Origin of the sequence: Streptomyces hesseae, from assembly GCF_031845785.1 — a bacterium.
Lineage (GTDB): Bacteria > Actinomycetota > Actinomycetes > Streptomycetales > Streptomycetaceae > Streptomyces > Streptomyces hesseae.
Map to the genome: position 1 here is coordinate 1 of NZ_JAVRFI010000015.1, position 22,703 is coordinate 22,703.

Sequence of the window (22,703 nt, forward strand, 5' to 3'; positions counted from 1 at the left end):
ACCCACTCGGGGCGGCCCTCGGACTGGTCGAGGGTGCGGGTGAAGGTCTTGTGCTCGCGCCAGAAGTCGAGCACCGCGTGCTCGAGGGCGGGCAGGTCGACCTGTGCGGGTACCTGGCGGTACTGCGTCATGGGCTTCCTCCGGCGGAACGTCATCGCACTGTCCGTCGGAGGGACGAGACGCGCTGCGCGCTCCCGCGGTACCACCCTCCTTGGCCGCAGACGCTCTCCGTCTCCAGCCCCCTCGTTAGGGTCGCGAAGCCGGTTCTACTGGCCCCTCGGCGGGACGTTCTTCCGGCGGCTCCGGGCTGATCCTCACTCCGCGCACACCTCCGGGCTCGCACCGTCCCCGGATCGCTGATGGCTGCGTGCGGCGCTACTGGTCCCTTCCACGCCTCTCGCTGCGCCCAGTGTACGGGGCGCGCGATGGGGCGGCCGACCGACAAGGGGCCGGAGGCGGGGCGTGGAGGGCGAGACCGGCGAGCCCCGTTGCCGAGGGGGCCCGGGCGATTTATCGTTCCCGCACGATTTGCGCCCAAGATCATAAAATGTGAAGGGATCGCGGCCATGGCGGAGAAGTCGACGGGTTCGGCTGCGTCTGCGCCTGCGCCTGCGCCTGCGGGGGAGGCGGCATCGGCCGCGAAGCCGGCCGCGAAGCCGGCTTCGGCCGGCGGGAAGGCGAACGCCTCGTCCGCGGCCGGGAAGGCGGCGAAGGCGGCGAAGGCCGCCCCGGCCAAGGGCGCTGCGGCGCCGGAGAAGACCGCTTCCGCGAAGCCAAAGGCCGCCGCGAGGACGACAGGGTCAGGGGCCGCGAAGAAGACCACGAAGAAGACCACGAAGAAGACCACGGGCGGGGCGTCCGCGCCCGGCAAGAAGCCGGCCCAGGCCAAGAAGGCCGCCAAGGCCGCCCCGGCGGGGAAGAAGAAGGCCACCGGCGGGAAGGCCGCCCCGGCGAACGGGCATGGCGCCGCCGAGGAGGGCACCCCTGCCCCGAAGGCGGCTCCCGCGAAGAAGGCTGCGAAGTCGGCGAAGTCCGCTCCGGCGAAGGGGCACGTCGCCGCCACGGAGGGTGCCCCCGTCCCGAAGGCCGCTCCCGCCAAGAAGGCCGCGAAGGCGGCGAAAGCCGCTCCCGCGAACGGGCGCGCCGCCGCCCCCAAGGCCACCCCCACCACCAAGAAGCGCGCCTCCGGCGCGAAAGCCGGGTCGGCCGCCGCGTCCAAGGCCGCGGCATCCTCCGGCGGTACGGCGGCCAAGGCGGCCGGAACGACCAAGGCCGCGGCCAAGACGGCCAAGGCCGCGAAGGCCGCCCCCTCGGGGAGCGCGCGAGGCGGCGCCGAGGCCGCTCCGGCGGGGGAGAAGGGGGCCCCGGCCAAGAAGGCGGCCGCGCCGGCGAAGGGCCGCGCCGCCGTCAAGGAGGGCACCCCAGTACCGAAGAAGGCTCCTGCCAAGAAGGCGGCGGCCGCCGCCAAGGGGCCCGCCCCGGCCAAAAAATCCAACCGCACGGGAGAAAGCGCCGCGGCGGGGAAGACTGCCACGGTGGCCACGGCCGCGGCGGCCCGTAAGGGCGGAGCCGCCGAGGTCACCGCACCAGCGAAGAAGGGCGGCCGGGCCCGGCAGGGCGCGGCCGCCGATGAGCTGTCCGCTGAGGAGACGGGAGCCAGGACGGTGGCTGCGAAGAAGACCATGGGGCAGGCCGCGAAGAAGGTGCCGGGGGCCCGCGCGGGCGCGGGCACGGCCGCGGTCGCGCCCGGCGAGCTCGCCGTACGACCGGGGGAGGAGCCCTGGTCCCCGGCGGAGGTGGCCGAGGCCCGCACCGAGCTGATGAGCGAGACGATGCGGCTGCGCAACGAGATCGAGGCCTCCCAGGCCGCGATCAGCGGCCTGATGCGCGACTCGGGCGACGGCGCGGGCGACGACCAGGCGGACACCGGCACCAAGAACATCACCCGGGAGCACGAACTGGCCCTCGCCGCCAACGCCCGGGAGATGCTGGAGCAGACCGAGCGGGCGCTGGAACGCCTGGACGCCGGTACGTACGGCCTCTGCGAGAACTGCGGCAAACCGATCGGCAAGGCCCGTATGCAGGCATTTCCCCGCGCCACGCTCTGCGTGGAGTGCAAGCAGCGACAGGAACGTCGCTGACCGGCCCCGCACCAAGTGCCGTACCCTCGTCCTCAGCCAGCAGGGACGACATCCAGGGACTCACGTGACTGAGGCGGAACAGGCCGGACGGCCCACCGAGCCCACCGGGGCGACGGCGACGGCCGGTGAAGAGAGCGCGCCCAAGGGCCCGCGGCGCATCGGGACGCTGCTGGCCGTGGCCGCCTTCGCGTTCCTCCTCGACCTGGGCAGCAAGCTCCTCGTGGTCGCCCAGCTGGAGCATCACGACCCCATCCAGGTGTTCGGCACCTGGCTCCAGTTCGAGGTGATCCGCAACCGGGGCGCGGCCTTCGGCATCGGCGAGGCGATGACGGTCGTCTTCACGGTCATCGCCGCCGCCGTGATCGTGGCGATCGCCCGGATCGCCCGCAAGCTCCACAGCATGCCGTGGGCGATCGCGCTCGGCCTGCTGCTGGGCGGTGCCTTCGGCAATCTCACCGACCGGCTGTTCCGCTCGCCCGGCGGCTTCCAGGGCGGCGTGGTGGACTTCATCGCGCCCGCCCACTTCGCCGTCTTCAACCTCGCCGACTCCGCGATCGTCTGCGGCGGTTTCCTGATCGTGATCCTCTCCTTCCGGGGCCTTGACCCGGACGGCACCGTCCACCAGGACTGAGCCCCCGGCCCACCGGGGCCGGGCCCCCGGCCGAGGCCCGGGGCGGGGATGCCGCGCCCGTCCGTCATACTCGACGGGTGAGCACCATTCCCGAGATCCGCGCCCTGCCTGTTCCCGACGGCCTTGAGGGCGAGCGCGTCGACGCCGCGATCGCCCGTATGTTCGGCTTCTCCCGCACCAAGGCGGCCGAGCTGGCGGCCGCGGGCAAGGTCCAGCTCGACGGGGCCGCGGCCGGGAAGTCCGACCGGGTCACCGGCGGCGCCTGGCTTGAGGTCGAGATGCCCGCGGCGCCCGCGCCGGTGCAGATCGTCGCCGAGCCCGTCGAGGGCATGGAGATCATCCATGACGACGACGACATCGTCGTGATCGTCAAGCCGGTGGGCGTGGCCGCGCACCCCAGCCCCGGCTGGACCGGCCCCACCGTGATCGGCGGCCTCGCCGCCGCGGGCTACCGCATCTCCACCTCGGGTGCCGCCGAGCGCCAGGGCATCGTCCACCGCCTGGACGTCGGCACCTCGGGCCTGATGGTGGTCGCCAAGTCCGAGCGCGCCTACACCCTGCTCAAGCAGCAGTTCCGCGAGCGCACGGTCGACAAGCGCTACCACTCGCTGGTCCAGGGCCACCCGGACCCGATGAGCGGCACCATCGACGCCCCCATCGGCCGGCACCCCAACCACGACTACAAGTGGGCCGTCATCGCCGACGGCAAGCCGTCGGTGACCCACTACGACCTCATCGAGGCGTTCCGGGCCGCCAGCCTGCTGGACATCAAGCTGGAGACGGGCCGCACCCACCAGATCCGTGTGCACATGTCCGCCCACCGGCACCCCTGCGTCGGCGACATGACCTACGGCGCCGACCCCACCCTCGCCAAGCGGCTGAAGCTCACCCGCCAGTGGCTGCACGCCGTGCGCCTCGGCTTCGAGCACCCCTCGGACGGCCGCTGGGTGGAGTTCGAGAGCGACTACCCCGACGATCTGCAGTACGCCCTGGACACGGTGCGCGCCGAGAGCGCGTAGCCGCCCGGACGGAGAACGGCCCGGAGAACCCCCGGAGAACGGCCCGGAGGGCGGGCGGCCGGCGGGTGAGGCAGGCTGGGGGAACGGCCCCGGCAGTCACACCCGTACCCACCCGCCCGGAGGGCATCCGTGGACCAGCTCGCCCTGCTGTTCGTCCTGCTGCTGGGTGCGCTCGTCACCGTGCCGCTGGGCGACCGGCTCGGGCTGCCGTCGCCGGTGCTGATGACGCTCGGCGGGATCGTCCTGGCGCTGCTGCCGTTCGTGCCGAACGTCGACATCCCGCCGGCGTTCATCCTCCCGCTGGTCCTGCCGCCCCTGCTCTACGCCTCCGCCCAGCGCACCTCCTGGCGGCAGTTCGCCGCCAACCGGCGGCCGATCTTCCTGCTCGCGGTCGCGCTGGTCTTCGTCACCACCGCAGCCGTCGCCGCCGTCGCCAACGCGATCGTGCCCGGGATCTCGCTGGCCGCCGCCGTGGCGCTGGGCGCGCTCGTCGCCCCGCCCGACCCCGTGGCCGCCACCGCCGTCGCGGGCTCCCTGGGGCTGCCCCGCCGCCTCGTCTCCATCCTGGAGGGGGAGGGGCTCTTCAACGACGTCACCGCCATCGTGCTCTACCACGTGGCCGTCGCGGCCGCCGTCAGCGGCAGCTTCTCGCTGCCCAGGGCGGCCGGCGAGCTGGTGTTCTCCGCCGTGGTGGCCGTCGGCGTCGGCCTGGCCCTCGGCTGGATCTGCAAGCGGCTGATGGACGTCCTCGGCGACCCCACGCTCCAGATCGGGCTCACCCTGCTCGTGCCGTTCGTCTCCTACGTCCTCGCCGAGGAGCTCAAGGGCTCCGGGGTGCTCGCCGTGCTGACCACCGCGCTCTTCCTCGCCGAGTTCGCGAGCGACGCCGACGACGTCCTGGGGCGGCTGGCGGGGCACACCTTCTGGGAGATCGTCGACACCCTCGTCACCGGCGTCGCCTTCGGCCTCGTCGGCCTCGAACTCCACAACGCCATCAGCACCGCCTACGGCCGCTGGGGCGAGATGCTCGGCATCGGCGGCGTCGTCATCGCCGTCGTGGTGGGCGTTCGCCTGGCGTGGCTCCTGCCCGCCGCCTGGCTGGCCAGGAGGCTGCACAAGGGCCGCGACATCGACGAGGAGATCCTGACGAACTGGCGGGAGACCCTCGTGATGTGGTGGTCCGGGATGCGCGGCGTGGCCTCCGTGGCCCTCGCCCTGGCCATCCCGCTGACCACGGACGACAAGTCGCCCTTCCCCGCCCGGGGCGAGATCCTCTTCATCGCTTTCGCCGTCATCGTCTCCACCCTCGTCGTCCAGGGCCTCACCCTGCCCCGGCTGGTCAAGCTGCTCGGCGTGCGCGCCGACTCCGACTGGACCCACGAGCTGGAGCGCCAGCTGGCCATCCGCGCCGCCAAGGCCGCCAAACACCGGCTGCTGGAGATCGAACGACAGGAGGAGCTTCCCGAGGACCTGGTGGAGATGCTCCACCGGCGCGCCTACGACATCGGCGCCCGCATCAGCCCCGAGATGGTCGACGAGGAACGCCGCGAGGCCCACTCCCAGCGCGTCCACCGGCTGCGCACCATCCAGACCATCCACTCCGAGCTGCTCTCGGCCGCCCGGCACGCGGTGCTCGACGCGCGCAGCGAGCCGTGGATGGACCCGGAGGTGGTGGACCGGGTGCTGCGGCAACTGGACATGCGGAGCCTGCGCGGGGCGTGAGCTGCCGTTTTACGCGTTTTTATGTCGCCTTTATGTCGTCCCCGGCCCCGGGCCGATGTCCCCCGACGTGGGCGGGGCCTGCCGGCGGTCCGGGGCCTCCTCCAGGCCGGGCGCGGGAGCGGTGTTGATCCGCGGCAGCGCGTACGGGTGCTCCCGACGCAGCCAGGCGATCAGGGCCTCGCGGACCACACAGCGCAGCGTCCAGATGTCGTCGGGGTCCTTGGCGGTGACCAGCGCCCGCACCTGGACGGTGGAGGGCGTGGTGTCGGTGACGACCAGGCTCCAGCCGCGCCCGTCCCACTCGGGGCATTCCTTGAGGACCTCGTGCAGCCGCTCGCGGATCAGGTCGATGGGGGCCGCGTGGTCCAGGTGGAGGAAGACGGTGCCGGTCATCCGGGGATTGCTCCGGGACCAGTTCTCGAAGGGCCTGCTGGTGAAGTACGACACCGGCATGGTGATGCGCCGCTCGTCCCAGGTGGTCACCACCAGATAGGTGAGGGTGATCTCCTCGACGGTGCCCCACTGGCCGTCGACCACGACGGTGTCCCCGATGCGCACCATGTCGCCGAAGGCGATCTGGAGCCCGGCGAAGATATTGCCCAGCGTCGACTGGGCGGCTATGCCCGCGACGACGCCGATCACCCCGGCCGAGGCCAGCAGGGACGTCCCCGCCGTCCGCATCGCGGGGAAGGTCAGCAGCATCGCCGCCACCGCCACGACGGACACGGCGGCCGTGACGACCCGCTGGATCAGTGTCACCTGGGTCCGTACCCGGCGCACCCGGTAGGGGTCCTGCGCGCCGGCGGCGTAGCGCGCGTAGCCGGACTCCACGACGGCGGCCGCCACCCGGACCGCCAGCCAGGCGCACGCCGCGATCAGTATCAGCGTCAGCACCTGCCCGACCGCGCCCCGGGACCCCTTCGGCAGCTCCGCCGAGGGATACCCGCCGCGCAGCAGCGCGGTGCACAGCACCAGCCGCAACGGCATCCGGCAGCGCTCCAGCAGCCCCCACAACGGTGTCTCGGGATGCAGCGCCGCCACGCGGCGCACCGCCTGGTCGGCCGCCCACCCCGCGATCAGGGTGATCAGGACCGCCCCGCCGAGCACCGCTAGGGGACGCAGTATGTGCTCCATGCAGCACCTCCGCTCCTTCGAACGTAACCGGCTGGCACGATGGGGGCACGTGATTCATGCCGTAAGGAAGTGACCTCCAGTGACGTCCCCTACCACGATTGTTCTATTCCATTCCGCATACGGCCTGCGGCCGGCCGTCCACGCCGCCGCCGACCGCCTGCGGGCCGCCGGGCACGAGGTCCATGTGCCCGACCTGTACGAGGGGCGCACGGCGGAGACCGTCGAGGACGGCATGGCCATCAAGGACGAGATCGGCCGCGAGGAGCTCTTGCGACGCGCCGTGACCGCGGCGGCCCCCCTGTCGGATCGGGGCCTGGTCTACGCGGGCTTCTCCCTCGGCGGCTCCATCGCCCAGAACCTGGCCCTGGCCGACGAGAAGGCCCGCGGCCTGCTGCTCCTCCACGGCACGTCCGACCTCCCGGAGGACGCCTCCATGGACGACCTGCCGGTACAGCTCCACGTCGCGGACCCCGACCCGTTCGAGCCGCACGACTGGCTGAACGCGTGGTACCTGCGCATGGGCCGCGCCGGCGCGGACGTGGAGGTCCACCGCTACCACGGCGCGGGGCACCTCTTCACGGACCCCGAGCTGGACGACTACGACGCGGAGGCGGCGGAGCGGACGTGGACGGTCGCGCTGGCGTTCCTGGAGGACGTCGCGGCGGGCTAGGACCCGTAATGGCGCTCAGCCCCGCCGGGGAGGTCCGGCGGGGCGGGTCGCGGGACGACTCAGACGAGGCTGATTCCGGCCTGGGCCTTGATGGTGTCCACGGCGTCACTGGTGAGCCACCGGAGCGGGACGACGGTCCAGCGGTCGCCCTTGCGCATGATCACGGCGTTGCCGTCCTTGGTGCGCCCGATGTGTACGAAGCCGTGGTCGCGCCCCAGATCTTTCGCCAGGTTCTCGCCGTGGATCACCGCGCTACTTCCCTTCGCGCTCCTCGTCGTCGGCCATGCTGCTGTAGACGTTACCGTTCTGGGAGACCTGCGTGTCGGGGTCGGTGACCTGGTCCCGGTTCTCGTTCGGGTCCCAGTCGTCGTCCTTCTTGCCCATGTCGTGCTCCTTCCTGGATGCCAGCGCTTTCGTGCGTTCCGCGCTAAACCGTGTGGTGATTCCTGCTGTGGTCCGCGAGGGCGGTGGCCTTGGCCCGCGCTCCGGTCTCGTCGCCGTGGGCCCGGCGCACGTTCCGCTCTGTGATCAGGTCCTTGCAGGTCTCGCAGGTCACGTGACCGAGGGATCCGACAGCCGACGTGTGCGGCAGGGAGATGACCGGCGGCCGGTAGGTGACCGGCATGCTGATGGGCAGGGGGATCATCACGAGCGGCCTCCGGGCGTGAGGGCCAGCACACGTGCGGCGAGGCAGCGATGCCCCGAGGTGCGCCCGCACCCGCAGGGCGGGAACCGCAACGGATCGTCCTCGATGGTCTTCGTGTCCTGTACGTAGCGCGTCGGCCCCCAGGAGCGCCCACCGTCCCGTGACACCCGCATCGTCATCCTCGCGGCATCCGGGTTCCCGTCCCGCTGTCTTGTCATGTGTTCGGGCCTCCGTGCGCCCGTGATCCGGAGCGTGTTCCCGTCCATGTGCCTGAGCCGCCTTCCGCCGACTTCTGTTGAGGTACCCAGCGTCCGCCCGCCCTTGATCTCCGACTAGCGGCCCCGTGTAGGCCAGTTGTCGGCCAGACTGGGGCTGTGGGAGGGAACATCGGGGCCAACATCCGACGCCTACGCGAACAGTGCGGGTGGAGTCAGGCACGCTTGGCCCGTGAGACGTGCCGTGCCGCCGGGATCGCGGGTGAACCGATCGGTCGCCAGGAGATCAGCCGGTACGAGACGGGGAAGCGCACACCGCGTGAGTGGCTGCCGTTCCTTGCGGCTGCCCTGAAGGTAACGGCGGAGGCGATCACCGGGCCTCCACCGGCCCTCGAACTGCCCGCACCGTCCCTGGCCGACTACCTGCCCGCCGGAGATCCGCTGGCGCTCTTGACCGCACGCGGTGGGCGCCGTATTGGTTCCGACGCTGTGGCCGGTCTCCGACAGCGGGTGCACGGGCTGAGGTTGGCCGACGACGTGATCGCGGGCGGTGATCTCATCCGGCCCGCCCTGCGGGAACTGCGCTCCGCCGTCAAGCTGTACCGCGAGACCAGTCACAGCGAAGAAGTGGGCACCGAGCTGCTGTCCCAGATCGGCGAGTTGGCCCAGATCACCGGATGGATCGCCAGTGACGCCGGTCAGTATGGCGAGGCGGAGACGGTCTACCGTCTCGGTATCGGCGCCGCACGGCAGGCAGGTGACCTGACCCTGACCGGGAACCTCGCCGGTTCGCTCGCCTATCAGCTCAGCAACACCGGGCGGGAGGCCGATGGGTTGAGCCTGGCCCGTGCCGCCCTGGAAGAGGCAGGTCCCGACGCTCCGCCGAAGGCGCGAGCCCTGTACCTGGACCGCGTCGCATGGGCGGAGACCAGGATGGGGCAGGGCCACGCCCAAGCGGCCATGCGGGTCCTCGGGCAGGCCGGCGAGGCACTGGCCAAGGACGCCGCCGGAGCCGGATCGCCGGGCTACCTCTACTGGGTGGACACTGGCGAGCTCCTGGTCATGGAGTCCCGCGTCTACACGGAACTGCGCCGCCCTCTCCGGGCCGTCCCGCTGCTCCGTGACGTGCTCGGTCGGTACGACGCGACGCATACGCGGGAACTGGCGCTCTACCTGTCGTGGCTGGCCGTCGCCTTGGCGGACGCGAACGAACCCGAGGAAGCGGCAGTCGTCGCGGAGCGCGTGATCTCCCTGTCCGCCGACGTCGCCAGCGACCGGACGACGCGGAGGGTGCGGGTCGTGCTGGACCGTCTTGCTGAGTTCCGCGACGTGCCGGAGGTCAGGTCCGTGCTCGACGGCGTGGCCTGACCGGGGCGCCGTCCCCCGGACGTGCTCCGCCCGGGGGACGGCGCCCCCGCAAACGTCAGCGCACCGGCGCGTCCACCCGCTCCACGCGCTGCGACCCCGAGCGCGTGGCGTACGAGCGCTCCCACGACGCCGTCGCCTTCGCGTCGCGCTTGTCCGACAGGACGTAGTAGTCCATCTGCGCCCGCTCCGCCGTGACGTCGAGGACGCCGTAGCCGTGGCCGTCCATGTCGAGCCACTTCACGTGCCGGTTGGAGGCCTTGATGGCCGCCGCCGCGGGCACGGACAGGGTGTGGGGGGCCACGTGCAGCAGGTCGTCGAGGTTGTCGGAGGACACGGACGTCACGACGAACTCCGTGGCGACGGACGACGACAGGGGATAGGTCGCGGCCTGCTTGGGCACGTCGTTGGCCCAGGCCATGTGGATGTCGCCGGTGAGGAAGACGGTGTTGCGGATGGCCCGTCGTTCCAGGTGGTCGATCAGCTCGCGGCGGTCCTGGGTGTAGCCGTCCCACTGGTCGGTGTTGACGGCGAGGCCGCCCGCCGGGAGGCCCAGGAGCTTGGCGATGGGCTCCAGCAGATGTGCCGGGAGGGCGCCGAAGGCGACCGGGGAGATCATGACGGGGTTGCCCACCAGCCGCCAGGTGGTGTCGGAGCTCGCGAGGCCTTCCTTGAGCCAGTCGAGCTGGGCGCGGCCGGTGATGGTGCGGCCGGGTTCGTCGACCTTGCCGCTGCCGGGCTTCGCCTGCTGCGAGCGGAAGGATCTCAGGTCCAGCAGGTGGAGGTCGGCGAGCTTGCCGAAGCGCAGCCGACGATAGGTGGTGCCCTCGACGGAGGGGCGTACGGGCATCCACTCGAAGTAGGCCTGCTTGGCCGCGGCGACGCGGTCCTTCCAGTCGCCCTCGGCGCCCGGGGTGTGGTTCTCGGCGCCCCCGGACCAGGCGTCGTTGGCGAACTCGTGGTCGTCCCAGATGGCCACCAGCGGGTGGGTGTGCTGCACGGCCTGGAGGTCGGGGTCGGTCTTGTACTGGCCGTGGCGGGTGCGGTAGTCGGCCAGGGTGATGATCTCGTGGGTGGGGGCGTGGGGGCGGACCACGTACTTGGCGGTGGGGTATTCGCCGGACCGGTACTCGTAGATGTAGTCGCCGAGGTGGAAGACCGCGTCCAGGTCCTTGCGGGCGGCCAGGTGGCGGTACGCGGAGAAGTGGCCGGACTCCCAGTTGGAGCAGGACACCACGCCGAAGCGCAGCCCGGTCGTGGCCGCGTCGTGGGCGGGGGCGGTGCGGGTGCGGGCGGTCGGGGAGGCGGTGTCCCCGGCGGTGAACCGGTAGAAGTAGGCGGTGGCCGGGCGCAGGCCGCGGACGTCCGCCTTGGCGGTGTGGTCGTGGGCGGCGGTCGCGGTGACGGTGCCCCGGGCGACGATCCGGGTGAAGCCGGCGTCCTCGGCCACCTGCCAGGCGACGTCCACGGCCGGGCCGCGCCCGGAGCCGGGCACGGCGTCGGGGGTGGGGGTGACGCGGGTCCACAGCAGGATGCCGTCGGGCAGCGGGTCACCGGAGGCGACGCCGTGGAGGAAGGCCGGGCGGGGCGGTCCGGGCGGGTCCGAGTCGGCGAGAGCGGCCGGGGCGGCGGCCAGCGGGATCAGGGCGGCGGTCGCGGTGGCGGCGACGGCCGTGACGGCGGTGCGGCGGGATATGTCGTGGGATATCACGGGGTCGTGGGATGTCACGGGCCGTCACTTTACTGCTGAGTAGAACCAGCGGTAAGTCCTGTGACAAAGGCGTGGGCGGACGATCATCGAGTGTTCGCCCGCCCGTCACCTTTATGACGGGCCGTCGGCCCGCCCGCTACTTCACGAGCGCCCCGTCGACCAGCGAGGTGAACGTCTTCGGGTCCTGCGGCGCCTGGCCGCGCTGGTCGCCCAGCACCTTGCCGTTGAGCTTCAGGCCCGGGGTGCCCTGGATGGGCTTGTTCGGGCCGACCTGCTTGTCGAAGGCGGCGGACATCTCCAGCGCCCACTTGTCGAAGGTGCCGTCCTCGACGTCCTTCTTGAAGGCGGCGTTGCCCTTGAGCGCGGGCACCTCCTGCGCGACGGACACCAGCTTGCCGTCGTCGGAGAAGGCGTCGTCCCGCTCGTCGGGGTGGTTCTTGACCGAGTAGAGCGCCTTCTTGTACTCCAGGAACGCGTCCGGGCTGACATTGAGGGCCGCGCCCAGCGCGCTCAGCGCGTTCTTGGAGCCCGAGCCCTTGATCATCGGGTTGCGGTCGAGGAAGGTGCCCACCTCGAACTGGGCCTTGTACTTGCCGTCCTTGACGTCCTTCTGGATGGTCCCGCCGACGGCCTGCTCGAAGCCGGAGCAGACCGGGCAGCGCATGTCCTCGAAGACCTCCAGGGTGTTCTTCGCGTCCTGCTTGCCGATGACGACCGTGGTGCCCTTGTCGCCGGTGGTGTTGGCGGGCTGCTTGAACTCCCGCTTCTTGGCGGCGGTCTCCCAGTCCTCGCTGCTGACCTTGGTGTTCTTGCCGCCGTCGGTGGCCTTGGAGACGGCCACGCCGATGCCGCCCGCCGCCGCCAGCACGACGACGATCGCGCCGCCGATGAGGAGCTGACGGCGGGTCTTGTCGCGCTTGGCCTGCTTCTCGCGCTCGGCGCGCAGGCGTTCGCGGGCGGCGGCCTTGTTCTGGGGGTTGCTCATGACTCGGCTCCGTGAGGAAGAAAGGTACGGAAGGGACGTGTTGCCGTGCTCAGGCGGATGCCGGGAGCGACGGCGGTCCCCGCCGTACGACGGAGTGGACGAGCAGGGGGAGCGCACGGGCGGCCAGGGTGTCGCGCACGGGCCGTACGGGCGCGGTGCCGGCGGGGCCGTACGGCCGGAGCGCGGCGGCCAGCAGCGGCGGGCGGAAGGCCAGCGCGGCCAGCGCGCGCAGCAGCCGGGCCACGGCCACCTCGCCGCGCCGCAGCCAGGCGGCCGCGATCAGCCCGACGGTGACGTGCGCGGCGAGCAGCAGCCAGGGCGTCGCGGAGCTCGTGGCGGCCGTTCCGGCGGCCAGCGGGGAGCCGAACTCGCCGCCCCGGCAGACCAGATCGACGCCCATCGAGTGGAGGGGGCCCGCGACCGGACCGCCGGCCTGGCCGTAACAGGCGTGCTGGCCGGTGGTGAAGACGGTGTCCGCCGTCAGCTCCAGCGGGACCAGCAGGGCCGCTATCGGCCAGAAGCCGCGCTCCCGGCCGGCCAGCGCGTAGGCGACGGCGAAGAAGGCGGCCGCCAGCACGGCGACCGTGGACAGCGGCAACGGGGCACGCGAGAGCAGCACATGGGCCGCCGAGGACAGCATGAGGCAGAGCGCGGTGAACAGCCCGGCGCGCATCGCCCTGAGCCGAACGCCCGTCCCCTCCATGAGGGCGAGTGTGCCACGGCGGCCGTCGGCTGTCTGGTCAAGATTCGGCATCGATGAGGGGCGGGCCGGGCCCGCCCCTCGGGGGCGCTACTTGAGCTGCGCGGCGACCAGTTCGCTGAACTTGTCGGCGGTGTTCGGGGCGCCCTCGCCGTAGGCGGTCTTCACGGACAGCTTCTTGCCGTCGAGCTTGAGCGTGGGCGTGCCGGTGACGTCCTTGTGGCCGTCGAAGGAGTCGGACATCTCCAGGGCCCACTTGTCGAAGGTGCCCTCCTTGACGTCCTTCTCGAAGGCGGCGTTGCCCTTGAGCGCGGGCACCTCCTGGGCGACCTTCAGCAGGACGTCGTCCTTGGCGAAGTCGTCCTTGGTCTCCTCGGGGTGGTTGGCCTTGGAGTAGAGGGCCTTGTTGTAGGCGCTGAAGGCCTCGGTGCTGACGTTCAGCGCGGCGCCGAGCGCGCTCAGCGCGTTCTTCGAGCCGTCGCCGCGGATCTGCGGGTTGCGGTCGAGGAAGGTGCCGATGTGGTACGAGACCTTGTACTTGCCGTCCTTGACGTCCTTGTTGATGGTGTCGCCGACGTTCTGCTCGAAGACGGAGCAGATCGGGCAGCGCATGTCCTGGAAGACCTCCAGGGTGTGCTTGGCGTCCTTCTTGCCGACGACGACCTCGGTGCCGTTGTCGCCGGCCGTGTTGGCGGGCTTGACGAGCGTCTTCTTCGCGGCGGCGGACCAGGCGGAGTCGCTCTTGCCGCCGGACTGCGTCACCGCGTAGCCGACGCCGCCGGCTATCGCGAGGACGCCGACGATCGCGCCGCCGACGAGGAGCTGGCGGCGGGTCTTGTCGCGCTTCGCCTGCTTCTCGCGCTCGGCGCGCAGCCGGTCGCGAGCGGACTGCTTGTTCTCCCAGTTGTTGCGCTTGCTCATGGTGGTCTTCTCCGTGGTACGTGTCGTGGCTGTCGAATCGCGTGCCGCCCGGCCCGCGCGGGGCCCGTCCGGGGGTGGACGGGCCTGCGGTCAGCAGGGCGTGGGCAGCGGGGCCGGCGGGCCGCGTCGTACGACGGAGTGGATCAGGAGCGGGAAGGCGTGGCGGGAGGGGGCCTCGCGGCGGGCCCGTACGGTCCGTACGGGACCGGCGCCGGCGCGGGCGCGCGCGTCCAGCACCGCGGCGGCGAGCCGCAGCGGGCGGAAGGCCACAGCAGCGGTGGCGCGCAGCAGCCCGGCGAGGGCGGCCTCGCCGCGCCGCAGCCAGGCGGCGGCCAGCAGGCCCACGGCGACGTGCCCGGCGAGCAGCAGCCAGGGGGCGGTGCCGGGGGCGGCCCAGCGGGCCAGCGGGCCGCCCATGCCGCCCTCGCACAGCCAGGTCAGCGCCCCGGCGGGGGCGGGGTGGCCGGGGCGGCCGTAGCAGGTGTCCTGCCCGGCGGTGAAGAGCGCCGCGGCGCCCAGCTCCAGCGGGACCAGGAGCGCGGCGATGCGCCCGTAGCCGCGCTCGCGGCCCGCGAGGGCGTAGGCGAGCGCGAAGACGGCGACGCCGGCCCCGGCGACGGTCGCGAGCGGCAGCGGCTTCCCGGACAGCAGCACATGGGAGGACGCGGACAGCAGTACGCACAGCGCCGCGAAGAGCGCCGCGCGCAATGCCCGCAACCGTGCCGCTGATATGTCCATGAGGGCCGAGTCTGTCATGCCGCGCGATAAACCTCGGCTAAAGCCCCGGAATGCGGCCGTTGCGGAAGAGATCGACGAAGATCTGGTGGTCCGCGCGGGCCCGGGCGCCATAAGTGTGGGCGAAGTCCACGAGGAGCTTTGCGAAGCCCTCCTCGTCGGCGGCGATCACGGCGTCGATGGCACGCTCCGTGGAGAACGGCACCAGCGAGTGACCGCTCTGGTCGTCGGCGGCCGCGTGCATGGCGGCGGTGGCCCGGCCCAGGTCGGCGACGACGGCGGCGATCTCCTCGGGGTCGTCGATGTCCGACCAGTCGAGGTCCACGGCGTAGGGCGAGACCTCGGCGACGAGCTGCCCGTGGCTGCGGCCGCCCTCCTGGAGCTCCGTCCAGCCCAGCCACGGGTCGGCGTGCGCCTGGAGCGCCCGCTGCGAGATCACCGTGCGGTGGCCCTCGTGCCGGAAGTACTCCCGTACGGCCCGGTCGGTGATGTGCCGGGAGACCGCCGGGGTCTGCGCCTGCTTCATGTAGATGACGACGTCGTTCTCCAGGGCGTCGCTGTTGCCCTCCAGGAGGATGTTGTACGAGGGCAGGCCGGCGCTGCCGATGCCGACGCCCCGGCGGCCGACGACGTCCTTGACGCGGTAGGAGTCCGGGCGGGCCAGGCTGGTGTCGGGGAGGGTCTCCAGGTAGCCGTCGAAGGCCGCGAGGATCTTGTAGCGGGTGGCGGCGTCCAGCTCGACGGTGCCGCCGCCGGGGAGGAAGCGCCGGTCGAAGTCGCGGATCTCCGTCATCGTGGCCAGCAGCCCGAAGCGGGTCAGCGAGCGGGCCTCGCGCAGGGCGCCGAGCAGCGGGCCGTCGGCGGTGTCCAGGGTGAAGGGCGGGAGGTCGTCGTCCTTGGCGCCGGTGGCCAGGGCGTGGATCCGCTCGCGGTAGGCGGCGGCGTAGATCCGCACCAGCTCGGAGATCTTCTCGTCGCTGAGGGCCTTGGCGTGGCCCAGCAGCGCCACGGAGGCGGCGAAGCGCTTGAGGTCCCAGGTGAAGGGGCCGACGTAGGCCTCGTCGAAGTCGTTGACGTTGAAGACGAGGCGGCCGTTGGCGTCCATGTACGTGCCGAAGTTCTCGGCGTGGAGGTCGCCGTGGATCCACACGCGGCTCGTGCGCTCGTCCAGGTAGGGGCCGGCGTCGCGCTCGTGCGCCAGGTCGGAGTAGAAGAGGCAGGCGGTGCCCCGGTAGAAGGCGAAGGCGGAGGCGGCCATCTTCCGGAACTTCACGCGGAAGGCCGCCGGGTCGGCCGCCAGCAGCTCACCGAAGGCGGTGTCGAAGACGGCGAGGATCTCCTCGCCGCGCTGTGCGGCCCGGTCGTGCTCGGTCGCCATCGCGGGGTCCTCCTGGGGTGGGGCATGGAACGAACGTGTGTGCTGACGTGCTCAACGCGTGAGGGTACCGGCGCGTGCCCCCGGCTGTCGGTGGGGGCCGGTAACCTTCAAAACAGTCCCGTCCGCCCCGCTGCCCGCTCCCGCCGGAGGTCTCCCACCGTGGCCAACAAGCCGCCCTTCACGCACCTGCACGTCCACACCCAGTACTCCCTGCTGGACGGTGCCGCGCGGCTCAAGGACATGTTCAATGCCTGCAATGAGATGGGCATGACACACATCGCCATGTCCGACCACGGCAATCTCCATGGGGCGTACGACTTCTTCCATTCCGCCCAGAAGGCCGGAATCACCCCGATCATCGGCATCGAGGCCTATGTCGCGCCCGAGTCCCGGCGCAACAAGCGACGCATCCAGTGGGGCCAGCCGCACCAGAAGCGCGACGACGTCTCCGGTTCGGGTGGTTACACCCACAAGACGATCTGGGCCTCCAACGCCACCGGCCTCCACAACCTCTTCCGGCTGTCCTCCGACGCCTACGCCGAGGGCTGGCTGACCAAGTGGCCCCGGATGGACAAGGAGACCATCGCCCAGTGGTCCGAGGGCCTGATCGCCTCCACCGGCTGCCCCTCGGGCGAGGTGCAGACCCGGCTCCGCCTCGGCCAGTTCGACGAGGCCGTCCAGGCCGCCAGCGACTACAAGGACATCTTCGGCGAGGGCCGGTACTTCCTGGAGCTGATGGACCACGGCATCGAGATCGAGCGCCGCGTCCGCGACGGCCTGCTGGAGATCGGCAAGAAGCTCGGCATCCCCCCGCTGGTCACCAACGACTCCCACTACACCTACGCGCACGAGGCCGAGGCCCACGACGCCCTGCTCTGCATCCAGACCGGCAAGAACCTCTCCGACCCGGACCGCTTCCGCTTCGACGGCACGGGCTACTACCTGAAGTCCACGGACGAGATGTACGCCATCGACTCCTCGGACGCCTGGCAGCAGGGCTGCGCCAACACCAGGCTGGTCGCCGAGCAGGTCGACACCGAGGGCATGTTCCAGTTCCGGAACCTGATGCCCAAGTTCGACATCCCCGAGGGCTACACCGAGGTCACCTGGTTCCGCGAGGAGACCATGCGCGGGATGCACCGCCGCTTCCCGGGCGGCATCCCCGAGGACCGCATGAAGCAGGTCGAGTACGAGATGGACACGATCATCTCGATGGGCTTCCCGGGCTACTTCCTCGTGGTCGCCGACTTCATCATGTGGGCGAAGAACCAGGGCATCGCGGTCGGCCCCGGCCGAGGCTCCGCGGCCGGCTCGATCGTCGCGTACGCCATGGGCATCACCGACCTCGACCCGATCCCGCACGGCCTGATCTTCGAGCGGTTCCTCAACCCCGAGCGCATCTCCATGCCCGATGTCGACATCGACTTCGACGAGCGCAGGCGCGCCGAGGTGATCCGGTACGTCACCGAGAAGTACGGCGCCGACAAGGTCGCCATGATCGGCACCTACGGCACCATCAAGGCCAAGAACGCGATCAAGGACTCCGCCCGCGTCCTCGGCTACCCGTACGCGATGGGCGACCGCCTCACCAAGGCGATGCCCGCCGACGTCCTCGGCAAGGGCATCCCCCTCTCCGGCATCCTCGACCCCAAGCACCCGCGCTACAGCGAGGCCGGCGAGATCCGCGGGATGTACGAGAACGAGCCGGACGTCAAGAAGGTCATCGACACCGCGCGCGGCGTCGAGGGCCTGGTCCGGCAGATGGGTGTGCACGCCGCCGGCGTGATCATGTCCAGCGAGACGATCACCGACCACGTCCCGGTCTGGGTCCGGCACACCGACGGCGTCACCATCACCCAGTGGGACTACCCGAGCTGTGAGTCGCTCGGCCTGCTGAAGATGGACTTCCTCGGCCTGCGCAACCTCACGATCATGGACGACGCCGTCAAGATGGTGAAGGCCAACAAGGGGATCGACATCGATCTCCTGGCCCTCCCGCTCGACGACCCCACGACCTTCGAGCTCCTCCAGCGCGGTGACACCCTCGGCGTCTTCCAGTTCGACGGCGGGCCCATGCGGTCCCTGCTGCGGCTGATGAAGCCCGACAACTTCGAAGACATCTCCGCCGTGTCCGCCCTGTACCGGCCGGGCCCGATGGGCATGAACTCGCACACGAACTACGCGCTGCGCAAGAACGGCCAGCAGGAGATCACCCCGATCCACAAGGAGCTGGAGGAGCCGCTCCAGGAGGTCCTCGGCGTCACCTATGGTCTGATCGTCTACCAGGAGCAGGTGCAGAAGGCCGCGCAGATCGTCGCCGGGTACTCGCTCGGCGAGGCCGACATCCTCCGCCGCGTCATGGGCAAGAAGAAGCCCGACGAGCTGGCGAAGAACTTCGTCTTCTTCCAGGAGGGTGCCCGGAAGAAGGGGTTCAGCGACGAGGCCATCCAGGCCCTGTGGGACGTGCTGGTCCCCTTCGCCGGCTACGCCTTCAACAAGGCCCACTCCGCCGCGTACGGCCTCGTCTCGTACTGGACGGCCTATCTCAAGGCCAACCACCCCGCCGAGTACATGGCCGCGCTCCTCACCTCGGTGCGCGACGACAAGGACAAGTCGGCGATCTACCTCAACGAGTGCCGCCGCATGGGCATCAAGGTGCTCCCGCCGAACGTCAACGAGTCCGAGGCCAACTTCGCCGCCCAGGGCGACGACGTGATCCTCTTCGGCCTCACCGCCGTCCGCAACGTCGGCGCCAACGTCGTCGACTCGATCATCCGCTGCCGCAAGGCCAAGGGGAAGTACACCTCCTTCCCCGACTTCCTCGACAAGGTCGAGGCCGTCGTCTGCAACAAGCGCACCGTCGAATCGCTGATCAAGGCCGGCGCCTTCGACACCATGAACCACACCCGTAAGGGCCTCACCGCCCATTACGAGCCCATGATCGACAACGTGGTGCAGGTCAAGCGCAAGGAGGCCGAGGGCCAGTTCGACCTCTTCGGCGGCATGGGCGACGACAGCGGCGACGAAGGTCCCGGCTTCGGGCTGGACGTGGAGTTCTCCGACATCGAGTGGGAGAAGTCCTATCTGCTCGCGCAGGAGCGCGAGATGCTCGGCCTCTATGTCTCCGACCACCCGCTCTTCGGTATCGAGCACGTCCTCAACGACAAGGCCGACGCCTCGATCTCCCAGCTCACCGGCGGTGAGCACGCCGACGGCGCCATCGTCACCATCGGCGGCATCATCTCCGGCCTCCAGCGCAAGATGACCAAGCAGGGCAACGCCTGGGCCATCGCCACCGTCGAGGACCTGGCCGGCGCCATCGACTGCATGTTCTTCCCCGCCACCTATCAGCTGGTCTCCACCCAGCTCGTCGAGGACGCCGTCGTCTTCGTCAAGGGACGGCTCGACAAGCGCGAGGACATCCCCCGGCTGGTGGCCATGGAGCTGATGGTCCCCGACCTCTCCAACGCCGGCACCAACGCCCCGGTGATCATCTCCATCCCCACGGTCAAGGTCACCCCGCCCCTGGTGGAGCGACTGGGCCAGGTGCTCAGCCACCACCGGGGCTCGACCGAGGTACGGATCAAGCTCCAGGGCGCCCGCAAGACGACCGTTCTGCGGCTCGACCGCCACCGGGTGACACCCGATCCGGCGCTCTTCGGCGACCTGAAGCAGTTGCTCGGCCCGTCCTGCCTGGCCGGCTGAGCCGACACCACCATGTACGCGCTTGAGGGGCGTGCCCGCTGATGCGGGCGCGCCCCTCAAACGCGTCGAAGCGCCGGATCAGTTGTGCCCGAAGCGCTTCTGCTTGCTCTTACGGGCGAGATCGCCCGGGGTCACCTGCGTCGACCGCTGCTCGCTCTGGGCCTCGATCGACGACTTCTGGGCCTGCTGCTGGCCACGTTCCGCCGCGCTGGACCGCTGCTGGCTCCGGTCCTGTTTCTTGTTCTTCGCCATTGCTGCTGTGCCTCCGGATCGGGGTGACGGCCCCCTACACGTCACCCTTGCACGCCCCCACGAAGCCCGCATTTCGGGTCATTACCTTCGGTGACAGGAGTACTTCTCCGCCGTCGCCCGTATCCGCCACGCCGAAGATCCAGTTCGGACTGATAACCCCCGCGCGGTCGGGCAGACTCCTGGCAAGCCGAGGAGACCGGGGGCACCGCCGTGCCGGGGCGACCGCACCTTGTGAACCCAGCAGAACTTTGCGAACTCAGCAGCACCGACCAGAACTCAGCCGAACCCGTCCGAACTCATTTGATGTCATTTGAACTCACGGAAAGAGGGTGGAACGTGGACCGCTGCGTCGTCCTGGTGGACGCCGGCTATCTGCTGGGCGCCGCCGCGAGCCTGCTGGCGGGGGAGCCCGCCAGGTCGCGCATCACCGTCGACCACGCGACCCTCATCCAGGGGCTGCGCGAGCGCGCCGAAGCCGACACCCAGCGTCCGCTGTTGCGGATCTACTGGTTCGACGGCGCCCCCGACCGGGTGCCCCAGCCCGAGCACCGGCGGCTGCGCGTGATGTCCCGTGTCACGGTCCGGCTGGGCGCGCTGACCCGCAGCGACGGCCGCTGGGCCCAGAAGGGCGTGGACGCGGCCATGCACGCCGAGCTCACCGAGCTCGCCCGCAACCGCGCCTGCTCGGACATCGTGCTCGTCACCGGCGACGGCGATCTGCTGCCCGGCCTGATGTCCGCCAAGGAACACGGCGTCGCCGTCCACCTATGGGCGGTCCAGGCCGCCGACGGCGACTACAACCAGTCCGAGGACCTCGTCGCCGAGGCCGACGAACGACGTGTCCTGGACCGCACCTGGATCACCCGCGCGGTACGGCCCAAGGAGCTCACCGGCCCCTGCGCCCCGCCGCCCGTGCCCCGGCCCGAGATCGCGGCGATCCTCTCCGCGCCCCTGCCCGAGACCGCCGCCGCGGCCGCTGCGGCGGCCTCCGGTCACGGAGGGGAGAACCACCCCGTCGCCGAGCGCAACGGCGACCGGCCCGCGACGGCGGCCCCGGCGGACGGCAATGACACCCCCGCCACGCGCGGCGTGCCCACCCCGAAGGACCTCGCCGGCCTCGGGCGCGGCCCGGCGGGCGCACAGCCGGCCGGCACCTCGGCGCCGGGCCCCGGCACGGGCCCGGCCAACGGGCAGTCCGGCGCCGGGGCGACCCCCAACGCGACCCTGCGCTGGTCCTCCGACAAAGGCTGGATCGACCGAGGCGCGGGCAGCGGTCTGGGGGAGTCCCCCGAGACGGCGTCCCTGCCCATGCTCGCCCTGCTCACCAGCGCCGAGCAGCGCTGGGCCGACCGCGAGGAGGACATCACCACCGTCGGCGGCGACCCCTTCGAGGTCGGCCAGGTCTTCGCCCGCCGCTGGTCCGAGCGCCTGACCGACTCCGTCCACCTCCAGCACCTCTCCACCGAGTACCCCCGCATCCCCCACCGCATCGACGGCGAGCTCCTGCGCTACGCCGCCCGCTTCGGGCTCCTCGCCCACAAGGACGACCAGATCGACGAGCACGACCGCTATGCGATCCGCGCGGGCTTCTGGCGCGAGATCGACGCCCGGACGGCGGCGGAACACGCGCAGGCGGGGGACTGACCCACAGGCCGGCGGCGGAAGCGGCCCCGCAACCGTGCCCCCGAGCGAGCCGCAGGCGTCGAGGCGCGTACCCTCATAGCTCGTGAGAACGGTCGGGAAACAGGCGGAGCGTGCCGCGGGCGCCACGGTGTGCGCCGTGCGGGGGCTCGTCAAGACCTACCCGGCCGCGCGCGGGCGCCGCGGGCGTCCGGGCGCGGATCCCGTCCGGGCCACCGACGGCATCGACCTCGACATCCGGCGCGGTGAGATCTTCGGGCTGCTCGGCCCCAACGGCGCCGGCAAGACCACGCTCGTCCGCCAGCTCACCGGGCTGCTCCGCCCCGACGCGGGCAGCGTCGACCTCCTCGGCCACGACCTCGTCCGCCACCCCGAGCGCGCCGCGCGCCTCGTCGGCTACCTCGGCCAGGAGTCGACCGCGCTGGACGAGCTGACGGTGGCCCTGGCCGCCGAGACCACCGGCCGGCTGCGCGGCCTTGACCTGGGCACGGCCCGGGCCGAGCGGGACGCCGTCCTCGACGAGCTGGGCCTCACGCCCCTGGCCGGCCGTCCGCTGAAGAAGCTCTCCGGCGGCCAGCGCCGCCTCGCCTGTTTCGCCGCCGCGCTGGTCGGCGACCGTCCCCTGCTCGTCCTGGACGAGCCGACCACCGGCATGGACCCCGTGGCCCGCCGGGCCGTGTGGGCCGCCGTGGACCGGCGCCGCGCCGAGCGGGGCACCACCGTGCTGCTGGTCACCCACAACGTCATCGAGGCCGAGACCGTGCTGGACCGGGTCGCGGTCCTGGAGCACGGGCGGATCATCGCCTGTGACACCCCGTCGGGGCTCAAGGAGCTCGTCGGCGACGAGGTCCGCGTCGATCTGGTCTGGCGCACCGAGCCGCCGCTGGACGTGCCCGAGGTCGCCGCGCTGCGGGACGCCGCCCTGGAGACCGGCCGCCGCTGGTCGCTGCGGCTCGGCCCGGCGGAGGCGCGTGCCGCCGTCGCCGCGGTGACCGGCGGCCCCGCCTTCGCCGCGCTGGACGACTTCACGCTCGCCACGCCGAGCCTGGAGGACGTCTACCTCGCGCTGGGCGGCGGCCGGGCGCAGGGGCTGGTGAAGGCGTGACGAGGTCCGTAGCGAACAGGAGCTGTG

20 protein-coding genes are annotated in these 22,703 nt (G+C 71.4%); 9 read left to right on the forward strand and 11 right to left on the reverse strand.

From position 1 onward, the window contains the following. Positions 1–566: 566 nt before the first annotated feature. The 4 genes from RM609_RS21820 to RM609_RS21835 all read left to right on the forward strand — a co-directional run bounded on the left by RM609_RS21820 (position 567) and on the right by RM609_RS21835 (position 5,513). A complete protein-coding gene (locus tag RM609_RS21820) occupies positions 567–2,141 on the forward strand; it encodes a TraR/DksA family transcriptional regulator (RefSeq protein ID WP_311613188.1) in 1,575 nt (524 codons plus the stop codon). Positions 2,142–2,205: 64 nt separating this feature from the next. Continuing rightward, positions 2,206–2,772: a signal peptidase II gene (gene lspA / locus RM609_RS21825; RefSeq protein WP_311613189.1), complete on the forward strand. Its 567-nt coding sequence runs from the start codon at positions 2,206–2,208 to the stop codon at positions 2,770–2,772. 77 nt (positions 2,773–2,849) lie between these two features. Continuing rightward, complete coding sequence (locus RM609_RS21830; RefSeq protein WP_311613190.1) at positions 2,850–3,791, forward strand: RluA family pseudouridine synthase; 942 nt, start codon at positions 2,850–2,852, stop codon at positions 3,789–3,791. A 129-nt stretch (positions 3,792–3,920) separates the two neighbouring features. Continuing rightward, a complete protein-coding gene (locus RM609_RS21835; RefSeq protein WP_311613191.1) occupies positions 3,921–5,513 on the forward strand; it encodes a Na+/H+ antiporter in 1,593 nt (530 codons plus the stop codon). 30 nt (positions 5,514–5,543) lie between these two features. On the opposite strand, the gene RM609_RS21840 is transcribed toward RM609_RS21835, so the two are convergent. Beyond that, a complete protein-coding gene (locus tag RM609_RS21840) occupies positions 5,544–6,647 on the reverse strand; it encodes a mechanosensitive ion channel family protein (RefSeq protein WP_311613192.1) in 1,104 nt (367 codons plus the stop codon). 79 nt (positions 6,648–6,726) lie between these two features. Here RM609_RS21840 and RM609_RS21845 point away from each other — a divergent pair, with 79 nt between their 5' ends. Then, on the forward strand, positions 6,727–7,317 hold the full coding sequence (locus tag RM609_RS21845; protein ID WP_311613193.1) for a dienelactone hydrolase family protein: 591 nt from the start codon (positions 6,727–6,729) through the stop codon (positions 7,315–7,317). A 59-nt stretch (positions 7,318–7,376) separates the two neighbouring features. Here RM609_RS21845 and RM609_RS21850 read toward each other — a convergent pair whose 3' ends face one another. Genes RM609_RS21850 through RM609_RS21860 form a run of 3 tightly spaced genes read right to left on the reverse strand, consistent with a single transcriptional unit; the run spans position 7,377 to position 7,963 of the window. Continuing rightward, positions 7,377–7,565, reverse strand: a complete 189-nt coding sequence (locus RM609_RS21850) for a hypothetical protein (protein ID WP_311613194.1) — start codon at positions 7,563–7,565, stop codon at positions 7,377–7,379. A gap of 4 nt (positions 7,566–7,569) precedes the next feature. After that, positions 7,570–7,701, reverse strand: coding sequence for a hypothetical protein (locus RM609_RS21855; protein ID WP_311613196.1), 132 nt, complete (start codon positions 7,699–7,701; stop codon positions 7,570–7,572). A gap of 43 nt (positions 7,702–7,744) precedes the next feature. After that, a complete protein-coding gene (locus RM609_RS21860; protein ID WP_311613197.1) occupies positions 7,745–7,963 on the reverse strand; it encodes a hypothetical protein in 219 nt (72 codons plus the stop codon). Positions 7,964–8,337: 374 nt separating this feature from the next. Here RM609_RS21860 and RM609_RS21865 point away from each other — a divergent pair, with 374 nt between their 5' ends. Then, positions 8,338–9,546: a helix-turn-helix transcriptional regulator gene (locus tag RM609_RS21865; protein ID WP_311613198.1), complete on the forward strand. Its 1,209-nt coding sequence runs from the start codon at positions 8,338–8,340 to the stop codon at positions 9,544–9,546. A gap of 55 nt (positions 9,547–9,601) precedes the next feature. Here the strand turns inward: RM609_RS21865 and RM609_RS21870 are convergent, their stop codons facing one another. The 6 genes from RM609_RS21870 to RM609_RS21895 all read right to left on the reverse strand — a co-directional run bounded on the left by RM609_RS21870 (position 9,602) and on the right by RM609_RS21895 (position 15,973). Beyond that, complete coding sequence (locus RM609_RS21870; RefSeq protein WP_438828503.1) at positions 9,602–11,254, reverse strand: alkaline phosphatase D family protein; 1,653 nt, start codon at positions 11,252–11,254, stop codon at positions 9,602–9,604. A gap of 136 nt (positions 11,255–11,390) precedes the next feature. After that, entirely contained in the window at positions 11,391–12,239 is an 849-nt protein-coding gene (locus tag RM609_RS21875; RefSeq protein ID WP_311613200.1) for a thioredoxin domain-containing protein, read from the reverse strand. A gap of 49 nt (positions 12,240–12,288) precedes the next feature. After that, positions 12,289–12,942: a hypothetical protein gene (locus RM609_RS21880; protein WP_311613201.1), complete on the reverse strand. Its 654-nt coding sequence runs from the start codon at positions 12,940–12,942 to the stop codon at positions 12,289–12,291. An 87-nt stretch (positions 12,943–13,029) separates the two neighbouring features. Continuing rightward, complete coding sequence (locus RM609_RS21885) at positions 13,030–13,860, reverse strand: thioredoxin domain-containing protein (protein ID WP_311613202.1); 831 nt, start codon at positions 13,858–13,860, stop codon at positions 13,030–13,032. Positions 13,861–13,950: 90 nt separating this feature from the next. After that, positions 13,951–14,598, reverse strand: coding sequence for a hypothetical protein (locus RM609_RS21890; RefSeq protein WP_311613203.1), 648 nt, complete (start codon positions 14,596–14,598; stop codon positions 13,951–13,953). A gap of 37 nt (positions 14,599–14,635) precedes the next feature. Then, entirely contained in the window at positions 14,636–15,973 is a 1,338-nt protein-coding gene (locus RM609_RS21895) for a DUF2252 domain-containing protein (RefSeq protein ID WP_311613204.1), read from the reverse strand. Between the two features lie 159 nt (positions 15,974–16,132). On the opposite strand from RM609_RS21895, the gene dnaE reads away from it, so the two are divergent. Next, positions 16,133–19,678, forward strand: coding sequence for a DNA polymerase III subunit alpha (dnaE, locus tag RM609_RS21900; RefSeq protein WP_311613205.1), 3,546 nt, complete (start codon positions 16,133–16,135; stop codon positions 19,676–19,678). A gap of 78 nt (positions 19,679–19,756) precedes the next feature. Here dnaE and RM609_RS21905 read toward each other — a convergent pair whose 3' ends face one another. Next, complete coding sequence (locus tag RM609_RS21905; protein WP_311613206.1) at positions 19,757–19,930, reverse strand: hypothetical protein; 174 nt, start codon at positions 19,928–19,930, stop codon at positions 19,757–19,759. 336 nt (positions 19,931–20,266) lie between these two features. Between RM609_RS21905 and RM609_RS21910 the strand changes: the two genes are divergently transcribed. Both RM609_RS21910 and RM609_RS21915 read left to right on the forward strand, forming a co-directional pair. Continuing rightward, positions 20,267–21,574 (forward strand): NYN domain-containing protein, encoded by a 1,308-nt coding sequence (locus tag RM609_RS21910; protein ID WP_311613322.1) that lies wholly within the window; start codon positions 20,267–20,269, stop codon positions 21,572–21,574. Between the two features lie 127 nt (positions 21,575–21,701). Further along, positions 21,702–22,676 (forward strand): ABC transporter ATP-binding protein, encoded by a 975-nt coding sequence (locus RM609_RS21915; protein WP_311613323.1) that lies wholly within the window; start codon positions 21,702–21,704, stop codon positions 22,674–22,676. Positions 22,677–22,703: the final 27 nt, after the last annotated feature.